Annotated in this window: 17 protein-coding genes; 10 read left to right on the plus strand and 7 right to left on the minus strand. The window is 65.2% G+C overall.

The genetic code is table 11. The features are described from left to right. Positions 1–2 precede the first annotated feature (2 nt). Positions 3–419, minus strand: coding sequence for an EF-hand domain-containing protein (locus tag QRN25_RS09180; RefSeq protein WP_285018976.1), 417 nt, complete (start codon positions 417–419; stop codon positions 3–5). A gap of 43 nt (positions 420–462) precedes the next feature. Continuing rightward, positions 463–2,733 carry a TonB-dependent receptor gene (locus QRN25_RS09185; protein ID WP_285018978.1) on the minus strand — a complete coding sequence of 757 codons (2,271 nt, stop codon included), beginning with the start codon at positions 2,731–2,733 and terminating at the stop codon, positions 463–465. A gap of 124 nt (positions 2,734–2,857) precedes the next feature. Between QRN25_RS09185 and QRN25_RS09190 the strand changes: the two genes are divergently transcribed. Continuing rightward, positions 2,858–3,925 carry a LacI family DNA-binding transcriptional regulator gene (locus QRN25_RS09190; protein ID WP_285018981.1) on the plus strand — a complete coding sequence of 356 codons (1,068 nt, stop codon included), beginning with the start codon at positions 2,858–2,860 and terminating at the stop codon, positions 3,923–3,925. A 51-nt stretch (positions 3,926–3,976) separates the two neighbouring features. On the opposite strand, the gene QRN25_RS09195 is transcribed toward QRN25_RS09190, so the two are convergent. Then, positions 3,977–5,116: an FAD-dependent monooxygenase gene (locus QRN25_RS09195; RefSeq protein ID WP_285018984.1), complete on the minus strand. Its 1,140-nt coding sequence runs from the start codon at positions 5,114–5,116 to the stop codon at positions 3,977–3,979. A 138-nt stretch (positions 5,117–5,254) separates the two neighbouring features. Here QRN25_RS09195 and QRN25_RS09200 point away from each other — a divergent pair, with 138 nt between their 5' ends. From QRN25_RS09200 to QRN25_RS09210, 3 genes are read left to right on the plus strand one after another with little or no spacing between them, the layout of a single operon-like run. Next, positions 5,255–7,717 (plus strand): TonB-dependent receptor, encoded by a 2,463-nt coding sequence (locus QRN25_RS09200; protein WP_285018987.1) that lies wholly within the window; start codon positions 5,255–5,257, stop codon positions 7,715–7,717. A 28-nt stretch (positions 7,718–7,745) separates the two neighbouring features. Continuing rightward, positions 7,746–8,666: an NAD-dependent epimerase/dehydratase family protein gene (locus tag QRN25_RS09205; RefSeq protein ID WP_285018990.1), complete on the plus strand. Its 921-nt coding sequence runs from the start codon at positions 7,746–7,748 to the stop codon at positions 8,664–8,666. Positions 8,667–8,698: 32 nt separating this feature from the next. Further along, a complete protein-coding gene (locus QRN25_RS09210; RefSeq protein ID WP_285018992.1) occupies positions 8,699–9,694 on the plus strand; it encodes a LysR family transcriptional regulator in 996 nt (331 codons plus the stop codon). A 9-nt stretch (positions 9,695–9,703) separates the two neighbouring features. Here QRN25_RS09210 and QRN25_RS09215 read toward each other — a convergent pair whose 3' ends face one another. After that, on the minus strand, positions 9,704–10,159 hold the full coding sequence (locus tag QRN25_RS09215) for a winged helix-turn-helix transcriptional regulator (RefSeq protein WP_285018994.1): 456 nt from the start codon (positions 10,157–10,159) through the stop codon (positions 9,704–9,706). Between the two features lie 110 nt (positions 10,160–10,269). Between QRN25_RS09215 and QRN25_RS09220 the strand changes: the two genes are divergently transcribed. The 4 genes from QRN25_RS09220 to QRN25_RS09235 all read left to right on the plus strand — a co-directional run bounded on the left by QRN25_RS09220 (position 10,270) and on the right by QRN25_RS09235 (position 14,128). Further along, positions 10,270–11,079, plus strand: a complete 810-nt coding sequence (locus QRN25_RS09220) for an SDR family NAD(P)-dependent oxidoreductase (protein ID WP_285018996.1) — start codon at positions 10,270–10,272, stop codon at positions 11,077–11,079. Continuing rightward, entirely contained in the window at positions 11,079–12,662 is a 1,584-nt protein-coding gene (locus tag QRN25_RS09225; protein WP_285018997.1) for a phytoene desaturase family protein, read from the plus strand. The genes QRN25_RS09220 and QRN25_RS09225 overlap by 1 nt, the downstream gene beginning before the upstream one ends. After that, complete coding sequence (locus QRN25_RS09230; protein WP_285018998.1) at positions 12,662–12,913, plus strand: hypothetical protein; 252 nt, start codon at positions 12,662–12,664, stop codon at positions 12,911–12,913. The genes QRN25_RS09225 and QRN25_RS09230 overlap by 1 nt, the downstream gene beginning before the upstream one ends. A 144-nt stretch (positions 12,914–13,057) precedes the next feature. Then, the gene (locus QRN25_RS09235) at positions 13,058–14,128 is read left to right on the plus strand and encodes a VOC family protein (protein WP_285019000.1); all 1,071 of its coding nucleotides are present in this window, start codon (positions 13,058–13,060) and stop codon (positions 14,126–14,128) included. 59 nt (positions 14,129–14,187) lie between these two features. On the opposite strand, the gene QRN25_RS09240 is transcribed toward QRN25_RS09235, so the two are convergent. The 3 genes from QRN25_RS09240 to QRN25_RS09250 are packed head-to-tail and all read right to left on the minus strand — an operon-like array spanning position 14,188 to position 16,045. Continuing rightward, positions 14,188–14,478 (minus strand): antibiotic biosynthesis monooxygenase family protein, encoded by a 291-nt coding sequence (locus QRN25_RS09240; RefSeq protein WP_285019002.1) that lies wholly within the window; start codon positions 14,476–14,478, stop codon positions 14,188–14,190. Continuing rightward, complete coding sequence (locus QRN25_RS09245) at positions 14,475–14,882, minus strand: VOC family protein (RefSeq protein ID WP_285019004.1); 408 nt, start codon at positions 14,880–14,882, stop codon at positions 14,475–14,477. Before QRN25_RS09245 ends, QRN25_RS09240 begins: the two co-directional genes overlap by 4 nt. Beyond that, a complete protein-coding gene (locus QRN25_RS09250; protein WP_285019006.1) occupies positions 14,882–16,045 on the minus strand; it encodes an alpha/beta hydrolase in 1,164 nt (387 codons plus the stop codon). The genes QRN25_RS09245 and QRN25_RS09250 overlap by 1 nt, the downstream gene beginning before the upstream one ends. A 210-nt stretch (positions 16,046–16,255) precedes the next feature. Here QRN25_RS09250 and QRN25_RS09255 point away from each other — a divergent pair, with 210 nt between their 5' ends. After that, complete coding sequence (locus QRN25_RS09255; protein WP_285019008.1) at positions 16,256–17,200, plus strand: fumarylacetoacetate hydrolase family protein; 945 nt, start codon at positions 16,256–16,258, stop codon at positions 17,198–17,200. Next, positions 17,197–17,742: a cupin domain-containing protein gene (locus QRN25_RS09260; protein ID WP_285019011.1), complete on the plus strand. Its 546-nt coding sequence runs from the start codon at positions 17,197–17,199 to the stop codon at positions 17,740–17,742. The genes QRN25_RS09255 and QRN25_RS09260 overlap by 4 nt, the downstream gene beginning before the upstream one ends. The last annotated feature ends 5 nt before the right edge of the window (positions 17,743–17,747 follow it).

Here is a 17,747-nt window from a genome sequence, read left to right on the forward strand (position 1 = left end):
GTTCAGTTGCCACCCGCAGTCTTGCCGGCGGTCTTGATCTTCTCGGCCATCTGGCGGTCGAATTCCTTGAACTCAGCGATCGTCAGCTTGCCATCACCGTTCAGATCGATCCCCGGAGGTGCGGGGTTCTTCTGGTAATCTTCCAGCGTGACGTAGCCGCGCCCCTTCTCGAAACCCTTGAACGAGGTTTCGGGCAAGCCCTGCGCCTTCCACTCCGCTTCCGTCATTCGGCCATCGTGGTCGGCATCGACCTGCCGGGCGAGTTCGGTCATGTCGGGGTTCTTCGCAGCATCGCCCTGCATCGGCGGGGGCGCTTCGCTGTCATCCGCAGATGTGGAGGCTTCCGCCATCGAGTGCTGCTGCCCGCAGGCTGCCAGCGCGACCATGCCGATCATGATGAAGAGACGAGTGCTGTTCACGGTAATCTTCTCCCTTGCAGACTATCCGGCTGCTTCGCCGGTCTCAGAACCTGTACCCGACCGACAGCACCGCCGTTCGCGGCGCGGTGATGAAGCGCCGGTAAGCCGGGAAGACGTAAGTGGTCTGAGCCTTGTCCTCGATGTTCTTGACGTTCGCGCTGATGGTGAAGCCGTCGATCTCGTAGCGCACGCTGGCATCGGTGCGGGTGTAGCCCTTCTGATAGGCTCCCGGCAGATACTGCTCCGGCGTGACGTAGTAGCCGGTGGACAGATGCGAATTGACGCCCAGCGTGAGCATCCCCCCGCCGATCTCGATGCCTTGCTCGAGCCCGATGTTGCCCGACCAGTCCGGCGAATTCTGGATCTGCGCGCCCTTGAGGTTCACCTCGCCCTGGTTCACGAACGGATTGTTCGGCAGCAGCGCATCCCCGTACTTCGCGTCGAGGTAGGTGACTGAGGCGGTGAAGCGACCGTTCTTCCAGGGCGCCAGTTCAACGGATGCTTCCGCGCCCTTGATCGTGGTCGGCCCGGCGTTGCGAATGACCGAGAAGTTAGCCGTCTCCGCACGGTCGGCGATGTTCAGCTCCTGGAAGACGCCGAACTGGTAATTCTTGTAGTCATAATGGAAAACCGCCGCGTTGAAGAGCAGGTGATCGTCGAACAACGTGTTCTTCACGCCGATCTCGATCGCCTTGAGCGTTTCCGGCTTGAAAGCGATCGGGGGAAATGTCGGCGAGATGCCGCCCTGCTTGAAGCCGGTCGAATAGTGCGCATAGAGCAGCGACTTCTCGGCCAGATCGTATTCCACGCCCAGCTTGTACTGCGTCGAGCTTTGCTTCTGCGCGAAATCGTAAGTGCCCGCATCCGTCCCGCCGATCGCGATGGAATAGCCCTGTGCGATCTTGTCCTGGCTGACGCGCAGCCCACCCGTGACCCGCAGTGCATCGGTCAGTGCATAAGTGACCTGCCCGAAGCCCGCGATCGTATCCCCCGGCTGGAAGGTATTCGAGAGGGTATAGGCCTGCCCGTCATTGGTCGCGCCGGTGGTTTCCAGCACATAGTCGTTGGGATCGGACTTCAGGTAGTAGAAGCCCAGAACGTACTGCAGCGGCCCCTTGCCGTTGGAAGCCAGCCGCACTTCGATCGACTTGTAGGTCGCACCCGTGGTCTGGTCGGAATAGTTGTCGTTGCCTTCGATCGTATAAGTCGGGCCGACGAAGGGCAGCACCGACCCGAACAGGAAGCTGCTGACCAGCGTGTTGGCCGAACGCGAGTAGCTTGGCAGCAGGGTCAGCGTGGCCGGTCCGAGATCGGCGTCGATCTGGGCGGAGAACGTCTCCGCCTTGCGCCGGATGTAGCCGGGTACGTGCTCTGCGTCGTTCGACCAGGCATTGCCCGGATCGGCCTGCACCCAGCCGTTGGGGAAGCGCTGGATCGGCACCCCGCCGGTGAACGGCGGACCATCGGTGATCGACGGGTCGAAGTTGGTGAAGAAGTACGGCGGCGGGAATGTCAGGTTGCCGGCGGAACCTGCGACCGGAACCGTGTTGGCCCCCTTGCCGCGAGCGCGATAGACGTCGCCCTTGAGCACTATGCGCAGCCAGTCGGTGGGCTCCAGCAGCAACTTGCCACGCAGGCCCCAGCTGTCGGAATCGTACGACCCGTCGTCCACGAAGCCATCGCGCTTTTCCCGGTAGCCGGCGACGCGCAATGCGACCGCGTCGCTTACCGGCACGTTGATCGCGCCTTCGCCCCGCACGTGATCGTAGTTGCCGAACTGCGCCGTCCAGTATCCGCTCAGGCTTTCCGTCAGCGAGGGATCGCGGGTGATCACGTTGACGATGCCGCCAGAGGCATTGCGACCATAGAGCGTGCCTTGCGGCCCGCGCAGCACCTCGACGCGCGAGATGTCATAGGATGCGCTCTGCACCGATTCCGTGCGACCGTTGTAGGCACCGTCCACCATCAGCGCGATAGCCGGGTCGGCGAAAGTCGGATCGATCGAGGAGCCGACGCCGCGAATGTAGATCTGCGCGCCCTGCGCCAGCCCCTGCACCTCGACACCGGCGACATTCTTGAGCACGGCATCGAGCGAGCCCTGGGCCTTGCGCTGGATTTCGTCACCGCTCACCGCCGAGACCGACAGCGGCGTATCCTGGATCGTCTGTTCGCGTTTCTGGGCGGTGACGATGATCTCGTTGATCCGTCCGTTGCCTTCCTCGTCCGTTGCCTGACCGAACGCTGCGCCGGGCAGCGTTGCCAGCATCACTGCAACCGCTCCCACCGACACGCCAAAAAAAGTGCTGCGCGCCATCAGATCATTCTCCCCACATTTATATTGGCGCGGAACGTGGGCGAGCCGGAGGCATTCGTCCAATTGAAACGCTAGAACTCTTCCTATCCATTTTTCGGTTGCATCGCGAGCGCCGAGGCATGCGATGGAGGTGCCAAAGGGGGACAGGACTTTGAAGGCGCGCGCTACTGGATCGGACGTTGCACGGTTGGCAGGTGTCTCGAAATCGGCCGTGTCCCGTGCCTTCACCGGCGGGCTGGTGTCGGAGGAGGCGCGCCTGCGCATTCTCGATGCAGCGCAGCGGCTCAAGTACCGGCCGAGCAACACCGCCCGTTCGCTGACAACGCAGCGTTCGCGCATGATCGGCATCGCCGTCACCCACCTCGACAACCAGTATTATCCTGAGGTGATCGAGAAGTTTTCCGACCGTTTCGCGCAGTCCGGCTACCGGCTGCTGCTGTTCGTCACCCATGGCGAGGCGGACCTCGACCCGATGCTGGACGAGCTGCTTGGCTACGGTCTCGACGGCGTGATTCTAGCGTCTTCCAGCCTCGCCAGCCGGGTCGCGGCCGAGTGCCGGGAAGCGAACGTTCCTGTCCTGATGTTCAACAACATCGACCCCAGCGGGGCGACACCGGGCATTTCAGCTGACGAAAGCGCGGGTGCCGCGCTCGTCGCGCGCTATCTTGTCGCAGCCGGGCACGAACGTTTCGGTGTGATCACGGGTGTCACCCAGAGTTCGGCCAGCATCACCCGGCTCGCCAGCTTCCGCCAGGCGTTGTACGCCGCCGGATTGCCGCCGCCAAAGGTCCGTTCTGGCAAATACACGTTCGAGGGGGCCATCGCCGCAACTCACGCCCTGCTGGACGAGTCGGCTGCGCCCGATGCGCTGTTTTGCGTCAACGATCACATGACACTCGGCGCGCTTCATGCGCTGCGCGATCGCGGCATGGTTCCCGGGCATGATATATCGCTGGTCGGGTTCGACAACGTTGCGATCGCGCGCTGGCCGGTGTTTTCCCTGACGACGCTGGCGCAGCCTGTCGATCACATGGTCGACGCGGGTTGCTCCGCGCTGCTGCAGGCCATCGCCGGTCGGCCCGCGCTCGAAGGGACACAGACCTTTCCCGGCGAACTCATCGTGCGCGGCAGCGCCCGCATCGCACCCGGTATCCTGACGCTCGAGAGCGGCGAGCGGGTTTGGCGAGGCTAAGCCTGCAAGACGCCACCGCCCGGAAGGACGGTGGCTGCGTAGTTGCTCCCTTCAGAACGGTTCGTTGAGCCGCATCAGCGCGCCTTCGAGCAGGGCCTTGTGCTCTTCGGGCGGGCGATGCTCCAGTTGCAGACGGCCAATCCCGACGCTACTTTCGATGACGTCGCGGCAACGCTCGAACCGGCGATTCTCATAGGCAGACAGCGCAGCATCGACGGTATCCGCCCTGGCCAGTTCCTCCGCCAGCACCAGCCCACTCTCCACCGCCATGCCAGCGCCGGATGCGAGATGCGGGGTCGTCGCGTGAACCGCGTCGCCCACCAGCACCACCCGCCCATTGCTCCAGGGCCGAGGCTGCAGGGCCGCGGCGAGCGGACGGTAGTTGATCCAGTTATCTCGCGTCATGTTGTCGCGAATCCAGCCGGCGCTCCCACCGAATTCGGCGAGCAGGCCCTTCAGCGTCGTGAAAAGTTCCTCATCGTCCATGAAGCTTTCACGCTCTTCATGCCGGGTCAGCATCCACATGTAGACGTTGTCGGGACTGCACGGCGTGATACCGGAGGGATTGTCGTGGCCGAGGAAGAATTCGCCCGCATCGAGCCCCGGCGGCTTGCGGATCGAGATGCGCCAGCACCCCTGCCCCGTCGGTTGCGGCGGCCCCATGTGCGGAAATGCCAGATCGCGGATGCCGGAGGCCACGCTGTCTGCGCCGACGACAAGGTCGTAGCGCCCCGTGCTGCCATCCGACAGCGTCGCATCGACGCCGCCCTCGACCTCGTCCAGCGCCGTCACCGTCAGGCCGAGCCCGACGGGAATTTCCAGCGCGCGGACGCGGTTCTGCATGATCCGGTGCAGCACCGGGCGCATGATGCCGCCGGTCGCGGGAAGCCCTTCCTCGATGACCGGCTCCTCCAGATCGTGGAGGTGCGTGCCATCGAAGCGGAACAGCCGGGTCTTGTTGGTAATCGCCCCGGCCTGCTTGATCTCGTCGAGCAGGCCAAGGCGCCGATAGGCGCGCAAGGTCGGCCCGGTGATGGTTATGCCGGCGCCGTAGACCCGCCATTCCGGATCGAGGTCGATCAGGTCCACCCTGACGCCGCGCTCCGCAAGGCTGATGGCCGTCGCCATGCCGCCGATCCCTCCGCCCACGACAAGCGCCGTGGCGATGCTGCTGATGCTCTCCCTGGTCATGCCGCAAGACCTAACGAGACCGCGCTGCCGCACAAATCCGAAGTGTGGATGGCTCAGCATCCATACAATCGGTGTGACCAAACCTGCACGCTTGGCTAGCCCGGCCCCAAGAACAGACGCAATTTGGGAGGCAGCGCCATGCGCAAACAATTCATCACATCCTCGAGTCTCGTCGTCCTCGCCTTTTCTGGCCTGGCCTGTGGCGCACCCGCTTTGGCGCAAGAGGCCGCCGATACGCAGGCAACCGACAATGCGGGCCTTGGTGACATCATTGTCACCGCGCAACGTCGCACCGAGACGCTGCAAAACGCCGGGATCGCGATCGACGCCGTGGGCGGCGCCAATCTGATCCAGAAGGGCATCACCGAGGCGGATGCGCTCAACAAGGCAGTACCGGCGCTGACCGTGACCAATGGCGGCGGCTCCAATACCTCGATCTTCCTGCGCGGCGTCGGCAACGTCACCAATTCCAGCTACAACGACCCGGCGGTCACCCCCAGCTACGATGGCGTCGTCCTTGGCCGTGCAGCGGGCGCCTTCGGTGCAGCATTCTATGATCTCGCCCGCGTGGAGGTACTCAAGGGACCGCAAGGCATCCTTTACGGGCGCAACGCGACGGGCGGCGCGGTCAACATCCTGCCCAACCGGCCCGAACTGGGCGCCAACCATGGCGGTTTCACGCTGTCAGCCGGCAATTACGATGCGGTCAGCGCGGAAGGCTTCGCCAACCTCGCGATCGGCGACAACGCCGCCCTGCGCGTCGCCGCCACGCGCCAGTACCATGACGGCTACAACCGCGACGGCAGCGACGACCTCAACCGCACGGGTCTTCGCGCGCAGTTCCTGTTCGAACCGACCGACAAACTGAGCATTCGCCTCGGCGGCGACTATACCCATGTCGGCGGGGTAGGCTCGGGTGCCAGCTACATCGGCGCGTTCACGCCGGGAGCGGATGGCTACACCTTCGCGTCATCGGGTCTCGATTCGTCGGAGGGCATGAACACCGATGCCGCCAACGCCTATCGCCAGACCCAGCTCGGCGCGCCGGGCTTCGGGTTCCTGACCGCGATGAACGAGCAGCAGTACAGCGACAACACATATTGGGGCGTCAATGCCGAGGTCACGCTCGACACCGGCATCGGCACGCTGACGATCCTGCCCGCCTATCGCAAGTCGGACGCCGAGAGCCTGTTCTACGGCCCCGCCTTCAACACCGCATACACCAACGAGCAGGACCGCCAGGTCAGCCTCGAAACCCGCCTCTCCGGCACCGCGGGCATGTTCGACTACGTGATCGGCGGGTTCTTCTTCGACGAGAAGATTCGCAATGTCGGCGTCTACAATCAGGAATTCGTGCTGCCGATCCAGCACTACACGCACAAGACGCATAGCTGGGCCGGGTTCGGACAGCTGACCGCGAACCTCAGCGACACGTTCCGCCTCACCGGCGGCCTGCGCTACACGCGCGACAAGAAATCGATCGACGGGCTGATCAACAACTTCATCGCCTTCTGTGGCGGCATTCCGCCGACGACGCCCCCGGCCTCCTTCGCGGCCGGATGCGCGACGCCGGGCAACATTCCAAACTTCCCGAACTTCACTTCGACCGGCGATACGGTGAACTGGCTGATCTCCAACGGCTACATCGCCAGCGGCAGCACCGATGGAGCCAGCGATCAGGTCTACCCTTTGCTGAGCGGCACCGGGCTGGTGCTCAAGACCTACTACCCGGTCGTCGATTCGGGCAGCTACAGCCGGGTCACCTGGAAGGCCGGCGCCGAATTCGACGTCGCCCCGCAGTCACTGCTCTATGCCTCGATCGAGACCGGATACCGCGCCGGCGGCTTCCAGCTTTCGGAGGGCAACCCGAGCTACAAGCCCGAATTCATCACCGCCTACACCGTGGGCTCCAAGAACCGCTTCCTCAACAACAAGATCCAGCTCAACCTCGAAGCGTTCTACTGGAAGTACAAGGATCAGCAGATCAACTACTTCACCGTGTCGCCCGACAGCGTGCTGATCAATACGATCGACAACGCCGGGCGCGCGGACATCAAGGGCTTCGACATCGACCTGATGGCAAAGCCCCTGCACCACACGACACTGTCGGCGAAGGTCCAGTATCTCGACACCGAGTACAAGCAGCTCACCCTCGTCACCGCCAGCCCGCGCGACAACATCAACTGCTCCTCCAGCCAGACCGGTGACACCCTGAGCGACGGCACGACGCCGATCCTCGCGTTCGACTGCTCGGGCCGTCCGCTGCTGTTCTCGCCGAAGTGGACGATCAACCTCGGCGTCGAGCAGATCGTGCCGGTCAGCGACAGCTTCGAACTCGTCGGCAACGTCAACACTTCATGGCGGTCCTCGCAGTACGGCGCCTTCGAATATCTCGATTTCGAGAAGATCCGTGCCTACTGGCTGACCGATGCCGGGCTGGCGCTGCGCCAGTCGGACGGCGGGCTGTCGGTCGGCGTCTACGTCCAGAACATCGAGAATAAGCGCCGGGTGGCGACGCCGCAGTCCTCGCCGATCGGCTTCGCGATCGCCCGCTACACTGCGCCGCGCACTTACGGGCTGCGTATCTCGGCCAGCTTCTGAACTCTCTCATCCTGAAAGGATCGATTACGTGAAAGTCCTCGTCACCGGAGCAGGCGGGTTCGTCGGCCGTCAACTCGTGGGCCGCCTCCTCAAAGCCGGGCACGAGGTCGTCGGCATCGATAGCCATGCGGGCGGCATTCCCGAGGGCGCCCGCGCGGTCGGCGGGGACTTCGGCGACGCCGCCGTCCGCGCCGAAGCGCTGGGTGACGGCTGCGACGCGCTGGTCCATCTGGCGACCGTCCCCGGCGGCGCGGCGGAGGCCGATCCAGCCGCCTCCCGCCGTATCAATATCGATGCGATGTACGATCTGCTGGAGGAAGCCGCAGCGTTGTCTCCGGGACTGCGCGTCGTCTACGCCAGTTCGATCGCGGTGTTCGGCGATCCGCTGCCGGACCATGTCGACGACCTGACGCCGTTGTCGCCCCGGATGATCTACGGCGGGCACAAGGCGATGATGGAGCATGCCGTCACCATGTTCTCCAATCGCGGCCTGATCGACGGGGTGACTGTGCGCCTGCCCGGTATCCTGGCCCGGCCGAAGGGGCCTTCGGGTATGAAGTCCGCGTTCATGTCCGACCTGTTTCATGTCCTGCGCGCGGGCGAGCCCTTTACTTGTCCGGTGTCCGCCGAAGGCACCATCTGGGCGCAATCGGTCGCGCGCTGCGCCGACAACTTCGTCCATGCCCTCACTCTGGATACCGCGCTGCTGCCGCCCACGCGCGCGGTGACGCTGCCGGCGCAATGCGTGACGATGGGCGCGTTGGCGCAGGAACTCGCGCGCCAGAGCGGCGTGTCCGCGCAACTTGTGACCTACGCGCCCGATGCCGCGCTGGAGGCCGCCTTTGCCGCCCAGCCGCCGCTTTCGACCCCGGCGGCGGAACGCGCGGGCTTTGCGCATGACGGCGACGCTGCTACGCTCGTCGCCAGCGCCCTCTCGACTTTGGAATAGCCGAAGCAACATGAAGGGCGCGGGAGATGGCGATGCGTTTCGGGAGACTTGACCTCAACCTGCTCGTGGCGCTCGACGCGCTGCTGACCGAAAAGAGCGTCTCGCTCGCAGCCGATCGGCTGTGCCTGTCGCAGTCGGCGACTTCGAGCGCGCTGGGGCGGCTGCGCGAATACTTCGCCGACGATCTCCTCGTGGTGAAGGGGCGCAACATGATCCTCACCGCCCGCGCCGAGGAACTGATCGAGCCGGTCCGCGTGGTGCTCGAACAGATCCGCACGACGATCGCCATCGCCCCCGATTTCGATCCCGCCTCCTCCGACCGGCAGGTGCGGATCATGGCCTCCGACTACTCCACGCAAGTCCTGCTCGCCGAAGCGCTCGCGGAAATCGGGCGCGAGGCGCCGAACATGCGCTTCGAGATCCAGCCGATGAACGATCACCCGATCGACACGCTGGAGCGCGGCTACGTCGATCTGCTGCTGACGATCGACTACGCCATCTCAGCCGACCACCCGAGCCTGATCCTCTTCGAGGACGACTACGTCGTCGTCGGCTGGGAGCAGAACCCGGCGATGCAGGGCACGATGACGCGCGAGGCCTATTTCGATCTCGGCCACGTCACCGCCCGCTTCGGCAAGGCCCGCGTCCCGTCCTTCGACGACTGGTTCGTGCGGCGGCAGAAGCAGCAGCGCCGGGTGGAAGTCGTCGCACCGACGTTCCTTTCGCTGCCCGGCCTCGTCATCAACACCAATCGTATCGCGACGATCCATCGGCGGCTTGCCGAGCAGGTGGTCAGGACGATGCCGCTGGTCATCCGCGAAGTGCCGTTCGACTTCCCGCCGATCCGCGAGGCACTGCAGTGGCACATCTCCAACGCCAACGACCGCCCCTTGCGCTGGGTGGTCGAGCGGCTCCAGACGATCGCATCCAGCAAGGTCGAGAAGCCCGCCAACGTCGTGCCCCTCGCCGTGCCGCAGCTGGAGCGTGACACGCTGGAAGCCGAGTACCGGATGAACCACGCCCAGTAAGCGCGAACGTCAGTCCGCCTCCCTCGCGTCGAAACCGGCGCGGGAGGCAAGGATCACGGTTTCGTGGGCGTTGACCCAGTCGATCATGCCGCGCGCCCTGCCCGCCAGGTCTTGCCCCAGCGGGCTCAGGGCATAGCTGACGCGCGGCGGCACATCGCAAGTCGCGGTGCGCTCCACGAAGCCATCACGCTCCAGCGCGCGCAGCTTGAGCGTCAGGACGCGCTGCGACACCGCACCCTCGCTCGACAGCTCGGACAGCAGCCGCCGCAGCGCCGCGTGCCTGCACGGGCCGCTCGCCAGCACCAGCAGCACGAGCGTCGACCAGCGGTCGCCTAGCAATCCCATGACGCTGCGCACCGGCGCGTCCCGATCGGTGCCGTGCACCGCCATATCCGCCGCCAGCGCGACGATCTCCGGCCGCTCCTGCGGACGATCCCGAGCGCTGTCCGCATCGCCGTCCTTCATCGCGCCGCCCCTTCCAAGGGTACAAAAAAGTGCCGTCTTCTCACCATCGCACCGCACTTTATGACCGGCGACGACGAGGTCAACCAATGGCTTCGAGATGGGAGAATTGCATGGCTGTCGACGCCACCCGACTGGACGGGAAAGTCATCATCATCACCGGCGGCGCAGGCGGCATAGGCTCCGCCACGGCACGCCTGATGGCCGCGCGCGGTGCCCGGATCGCGGTGGCGGACATCGCCTTCGAGGCCGCGCAGGCCCTTGCCGACGAACTGCCGGACGCCATCGCCGTCCGGCTCGATCTCGAGGACGAGGCCTCGATCGAGGCGATGATCGCCGACACGGTCGCGCACTTCGGCCGGCTCGACGTGCTGCACAACAACGCCGCGCTGCTGGGGCCGGACATCGCGCGCGCCGACAACGACGTCGAGACCATGCAGACCGCACTATGGGATCGCACCTATGCGGTGAACGTGCGCGGCACCATGATCGCCTGCCGCGCCGCCCTGCCGCACTTGCGCGAGACACGCGGCAACATCGTCAACACCGTCAGCAACCTCGCGCTGCAGGGGCACATGATCCAGGCGGCCTACTCCTCCTCGAAGGCGGCTGTGATCCAGATGACCCGCGCCATCGCCGCGAGCCACGGCATCCACGGCATCCGCGCGAACGCCATCGCGCCCGGCATGACGATGACCCGGGCGCTGCGCGAAGCCTTCCCGCCGCCTTTACGCGTCGCGGTCGAGAGCGAGACCCTGCGCGACACCCTCGGCGCGCCCGAGGACATCGCCGAAGCCGCCGCCTTCCTCGCCTCGGACGCCGCCCGCAACATCACCGGCCAGGTGCTCGTCGCCGATGGCGGCTGCGCCAGCCACGTTCCCGGAATCGCGCAGTTCCGGGCCTTCTTCTCGGGAGAACATTGATGAGCACTTACGACATCGTCGTCATGGGCGCCGGCCACAACGGGCTCGTCGCGGCGGCCTACATGGCGAAGGCGGGCAAGAAGGTGCTCGTCCTCGAACGCAAGCCACACTACGGCGGCGGCGTTTCCACGCGCGAGCTGATCCAGCCCGGCTTCTGGCATGACGAGCACTCCAACGTGCATATCATGATCCAGGGCAATCCGATGCTGCGCGAGGACGAACTGGGCCTGCTCGGCAAGTTCGGGCTGGAATACTTCTACCCCGAACTGCCCCACGCCTCGATCTTCGAAGACGGCACGATAGTGCGTTCGTGGCGCGACCTCGACCGCACCTGCGAGGAGATCGCCGCATTCTCTCCGAAGGATGCGGAAGCCTATCGCAAGTTCGCGCAGGCGAGCATGGCGGCCCTGCCCATGTTCATGTCCGGGCTCTATGCCCCGCCGTTCCCGATGGGCGCCTTCATGGCGATGATGGACCAGTCGGACGAGGGCCGCTTCCTGCTCGACGTGATGCAGCGTTCGGCGCTCGACGTGGTGAACCAGTACTTCGAAAGCGACCTGCTGCGCATCCACATCGTGCGCATGGTGACCGAGAACCTGCAGATGCCCGACGAACTGGGCACCGGCATGGGCGCATTCCTGATGCCGGGGATCATCCACGCCTACGGCTGCTCGATGCCCAAGGGCGGCTCGGGCCAGTTGAGCCATGCACTCGTCCGCGCGATCGAGCATTTCGGCGGCGAAGTGCGCTGCAACGCCGAAGTGCGCCGGGTGATCGTCTCCGGCGGCAAGGCCACCGGGCTCGAACTGATCGACGGCGAGACCTTCACCGCCCGCGATGGCGTGATCGGCGCGATCCACCCGCATGTCCTGCGCAAGTTCGTCTCAGAGACCCCCGAACCGGTGCTGCAGCGCGCCGAGCGGGTGACGCAGTCCACCTTCTCGATCAACCTCACGCATCTCACCCTCAAGGAGCGGCTCAGGCTCAAGGTCGGCAACGAGACCAATGCGATGATGACCGAGCTGATGGACTTCTACACCGTGCGCGACATGTGCCTGGAGTATGACAAGCTGCGGCGCGGCGAAGTGTCCGAACGGCTGATCGCGGGCGGCGACAACACCATCTTCGACCCCAGCCGCGCCCCCGAGGGCGCGGGCGTGTTCTATGGCGTCAACTTCGCGCCTTACGACCTCTACCCGGACGGCCCCGGATCGTGGGACGCGCGCAAGGAGGAGATCGCCGACAAGGCGCTGAACCAGTACCGCAAGTTCTACTCGAACCTCACCGACGACAACATCACCGGGCGCCTGATCCGCTCTCCGGTCGACCACGAGCGCGACAGCCCGACAAGCTTCCTCAAGGGTGACATTCACGGCTGCGCGCCGTTCTTCTATCAGTCGGTCGCGCACCGGCCGACACCGGACCTCGGCTCGCTGCGGGTACCGGGGATCGAGGGGCTCTACCTCGTCGGGCCGTTCATGCATCCGGGCGGCGGCGTCTTCGGCGCCGGGCGGGCCACCGCGATCCAGATGATGGACGATCTCGACATCGAATACGACAAGGTCTGCGGGAGGCCAGTGTGATGAGCAGTGTGATGAGCGACGCGAAGAAGAAGGCGCCGGTGATGAAGATCCTCGACGCTCAGGACAAGGAACTGATGGCGGTGCGCAAGCTCGAGCGCGACGGCGACAACCTCGTCATTCGCGGCAAGATCTTCGGCGCCATGCCGATGGTCGCCAAGGTGACCCCCGCCGAAGCCCGTGCCGCGCTGAAGCTGCTCGATGCGAAGACCATCTGGTTGCTCCTGACCCTGCTGTTCCGCAAAGGCGGATGAGGCACCCGGGCGGGGTGGCTCCTGTCCCGGCCACCCCGCCGCACCATCGGCGCGCTCGATAGGTGCGATCCCAGAACTTGCGATTTTCCCGTGGCGCCAACGGCCCCACAACGGGAACATTGCCAGCCACAGGATCATGAAAAGATGAGCATCTTGGGAGTTGAAAGCGTCGTCTTCGGCGTCGCGGACATTGCCGAACATACCCGCTTCTGGACCGACTTCGGCCTGCCCCTGGAGTCCGCCGGAGACGACGAAACGGTGTTTCGCCTCGCGTCCGGCAGCACGCTGGTGCTGCTGCGCCACGGCGACGCGCGCCTGCCCTCCCCCGACCCGTTCCCCGGCGACGGCCTCAAGGAAACCGTCTGGGGCGTCGATACGGCGGAGAACCTTGAGCGGATCGCCGCCAGCCTCGCCGGCGAAGTCGCGGTGACGCGCGATGCGGACGGCACCGTCCATGCCGTCTGCCCCGACGGCCAGCCGATCGCGCTGCGGGTCTGGGCCAAGAAGACCTTCACCAGCGAGGCGAGCCCGGTCAACACCCCCGCCAGCCATCCGCGCTTCAACCAGCACCGCATCTGGCGCCACAAGGCGATCCCCAAGACGATCAACCATGTCGTGTTCTTCTCGCCCGACTACGTCGGCAGCTTCGAGTTCTACGAGCGGCACTTCGGCTTCCGCTACGTCGATCATTCGAAGGGCGTGGGCATCTTCTCACGCGCGGGCGGGACGTACGAGCATCACTCGATCTTCTGGGTGAACTGCGACCTGCCGATCGCGCCCGATCACTTCAAGTTCATGCACATCGCCTTCGGCATGGACGACATCGACGAAGTCATGCTCGGCGCCAACATCATGGATAAGAAGGGCTGGAAGAACGAGACGATGAACAGTTCGGGCGGCATCTCCCGCCACCGTATCTCCAGCGCCATCTACTATTACTGCGACATGCCCGGCCATGCCGGCGAGGCCGAGTATCATGCCGATACCGACTACCTCGACGACAACTGGATTCCGCGTGCGTGGGACTTCCGCTTCGGCTCTCTGCTGTGGTCGAACAATGCGCCGCCGATCTTCCGGGGCGACGACATTCCCTGGGACATGACCTTCGACGCCGACCGCAGCAGCTTCGAACCGTTCCGCAAGACCAAGGCGGGCAAGCAGCCGGTGAACGGCAGGCTCGCCGAGATCACGCAGGACGACGAGCACGCGATCTGATGCAGTTTGCGGGTGGGAGTACAATGCCTCCCGCCCGCGATCCCTTTCCCCTCGTTTGGTCAGCTCACCCTGATGGTGTGCTCCACGGCCACGGCGCCCACGAAGAACGGCGAGGCCAGTTCACGCCACGCCTGGAAGCCGTCGGAGCCGCGAAAGTCGACCATGTGCGCCTCCACGCTTTGCCAGCCGACGACGAGCCGGTAGCGTTCCGGGCTCTCGATCGAGCGTTCCAGTGCGAACGAAACGAAGCCCCGCGCCGCCTCGAAATGCGGCCTCGCCGCCGCTACCGCCGCCTCGAAGCCTGCGGCACGGGCGGGATCGATAGTGATCGTCGCGATCTCGTGGATCATGCGTCGGGCTCCTCGACGAACTCGATCAGGTTGCCCGCGCAGTCGCGGATGAAGCAGCCCTTGCCAAAAGCCTCACGCACGACCAACGCGGCGTCCACCGCCTTGCCCTCCATCTCGGCGAGGAATTCTTCCAGATCCTCCACCCGGAAGGCCACGTGCTTGTTGCCGTGGGTCTTGAGGTCGCTGGGCGGAAAGCGGCGTTCCTCCGGCAGGGGCGCGGCGCCCTCCACTTCGAACAGCTCGAAACGCAGCGGCCCCTTGCGCACCATCGCGGTATGCGCCCTGGCCGGGGCGATGTAGAAGCGTTTCTCCACTTCGAAGCCCAGAACGCGGCCATACCAGTCGATGGCCTCGTCGAGGCTCGGCACCGAGACGCCGCCGTGATGGAAGGAGAATTCGGCCATCAGCGCCCCTCCGCGCCCAGTTCCGCAAAAGTCTGCGCGCACCAGTCGGCGATGTAATCACGCATGCCGGTGCCGTTGTCGGCGCCGCAGTGCTCGACCTCGAAGTCGGCCTTCGTGAACATGCGCATGTGGCGTTTGGGGCTGTTCAACGCCTGATCATAGCTGAGCGGCGCGTTGTACGCCGGGATCTGGCGATCGTTCTCGCCGTGAGTGATGAGGAACGGCACGCGGATCTTCTCGACCTGCCCGGTGAGATCGACCTGATCGGTATATTCGAGCAGCGCATCGCGATCATCGAAGCCGAACACCCACTTCACGTGATCCCAGTAATGCGGCACCGGGTTTTCGCCCTCGTTCGCCACACGCTCGCGCTGGCGCTTGCCCCAGACGTGGTTGGCACCCATCACCGCGCAGAGCGCATAACGTGGCTCGTTGGCGGCGATGCGCGGCGCGTGATAGCCCCCGAACGAGAGGCCGAAAATGCCGATCCGGTCATGGTCCACATCGTCACGGGTCAGCAGGTATTCCAGCGCCGGCGTACCCCAGCGCTCGCCGTCGAACACGGCGGGCAGGCCGCGCTTGCGGATCGCCTCGCCGGTGCCGGGCTGATCGACGAACAGCGTGTTCATGCCGCGCTCCAGGTTCGACTGAGCATGGCCTGCCATGAACACCTGCTCCTTCATGGAATCGAGCCCGTTCACCGACACCAGCGTCGGGCGCGGCGTGCCCGAGCCGTCATGGTGGAAGATGCCGGTATAGCTGCCGCCCTCGTAGGGAATCTCGACCTTCTCGACATGGATGCCGCGCAGCGCAGCGCCCTTGTGGAACAGCTCCATACCCTTGTCGTAGGCAACCCAGCGCGGCGCGTAGTCGCGGCTCTGCATGCGCTCAGCGGCAAGGTAATAGCCCGAGGCGCGCAGGTACTTGGTGCCTGCCGAAAGCAGGAAGCCTTCGGCCTCGTCGGCGGCGGCATTGGCGGCGACCTGATCGGCCACGCTGATCCAGCTGTCGAACATCTGCGCGGAACCGGCGTCGGCGCCCGCCTTGCTGGCTTCCATGATCGGCCGGTTGGCCTCGTCGATCTCGCCATGATTGCCCCCGCATACGAGCGCGAGATTGGTGGCGAGGTTCCAGACGTAGTTTCCGGGGAACGGTTCGAACATGAGCTTTCCTGCGCTTGAACGGGCCTTTGCGACAGCAGCGGAGCGCTGCGCATCATGCCCTGCCCTAGGCTCCGGACAGGAATACAGACCAACGCATGTTATCGATGGCTTGGTATCGATCCTGTGCCGTTGTCGCCCGTCCCCCCGTCCGGTAGCCGACAACGATGAACACGCCGCCACCCTGATCGGCGCCCGGGAGATTGCTGGAAGATGCGACTGGCCACACTGGATAACGGCACGCCGGATGGGCGCCTCGTCCTCGTTGCACCCGATGGCGCGTCCTGCGCCCCGGCGCCCGTCGCCACCCTCCAACAGGCGATGGAGCACTGGGGCACGGTAGCCCCTGCCCTCGCCGGGATCACGGACTATCCCGAGGCACTCGATCCCGCGACCTTGCGCGCGCCGCTGCCCCGCGCGTGGCAGTGGCTCGACGGCTCGGCCTTCGCCTGTCACGGCGAGCTGATGGACAAGGCCCTCGGCGTGGTTTCGGTCAAGACCGGCAAGCCGCTGATGTATCAGGGCACGTCCGACAAATTCTACGGCCCGGCCGAGGACGTCCGCTTCCCCACCGAGGAGTTCGGCCTCGACTTCGAGGGCGAGTTCGGCGTGATTGTCGATGCCGTCCCGATGGGCACTTCGGCGCAGGATTGCCTCGGGCACATCCGCCTGATCGTCCAGATCAACGACTGGTCCCTGCGCAAACTGGCCGGGCCGGAGATGAAGACAGGCTTCGGCTGGGTCCAGGCCAAACCGCCCTGCTCGATGGCTCCCTTCGCCGTCACCCCGGACGAACTGGGCGAGCAATGGCGTGACGGACGGGTCTGCGCCGACCTTCTGGTGGACTGGAACGGCCGCCGCTTCGGCGCCGCCAACGGTGCACCGATGGACCACGGCTTCCACGAACTCGTCGCTCACGCCTGCGCCACGCGCGATCTGGTGGCGGGCACGGTGATCGGGTCGGGCACCGTTTCCAACGCCAACTACCGCGAGATCGGCTCTTCCTGCATCGCCGAGCGGCGCGGCATCGAACTGGTGGACTTCGGCGAGCCGCGCACCGATTTCATGCGCTTCGGCGACACGGTGCGCATGCAGGGTACCCTGGCCGACGGCAGTGCGCCGTTCGGCGTGATCGAACAGAAGGTGATGAAGGCATGAGCGAAATCCTTTCCGATTCCGGCCTGCCCGGCGTCCAGCGGGTGGTCACCGGCCACGACGACAACGGCCGCGCAGTGTTCCGCTCCGAGGACGTGAGCGCCCCGCGCATGGTGCCTTCGGGCGATGCGGCGATGCTGACCATCTGGAGCACCGAGACCGTCCCCGCCGACAACAACGACGAGACCGACGGACGCGACCGCCCGACCGGCGTGACGCTGAACGGCGGCTCGGTGATCCGCGTGGTCGACATGCTGCCCCATGCGCAAAGCCCGATGCATCGCACCAACTCGATCGACTACGGCATCGTGCTGAAGGGCGAGATCGAGCTGGAACTGGAAGACGGGCACAAGCGCTCGGTCCACGAAGGCGGTATCATCGTCCAGCGCGGAACCAACCACTTGTGGCGCAACACCACCGACCAGGTCTGCCGCATCGCCTTCATCCTGATCGAAGCGCCGGCCTACCTGCACGACGGCGTCCCGCTCGACGAAGCCAAGCCGGAACAGGTCGATCCCTCTTATGCACGAGCTGGCCACGCCTGATTACA

This window comes from Novosphingobium sp. fls2-241-R2A-195 (genome assembly GCF_030209485.1).
Taxonomy (GTDB): domain Bacteria; phylum Pseudomonadota; class Alphaproteobacteria; order Sphingomonadales; family Sphingomonadaceae; genus Novosphingobium; species Novosphingobium resinovorum.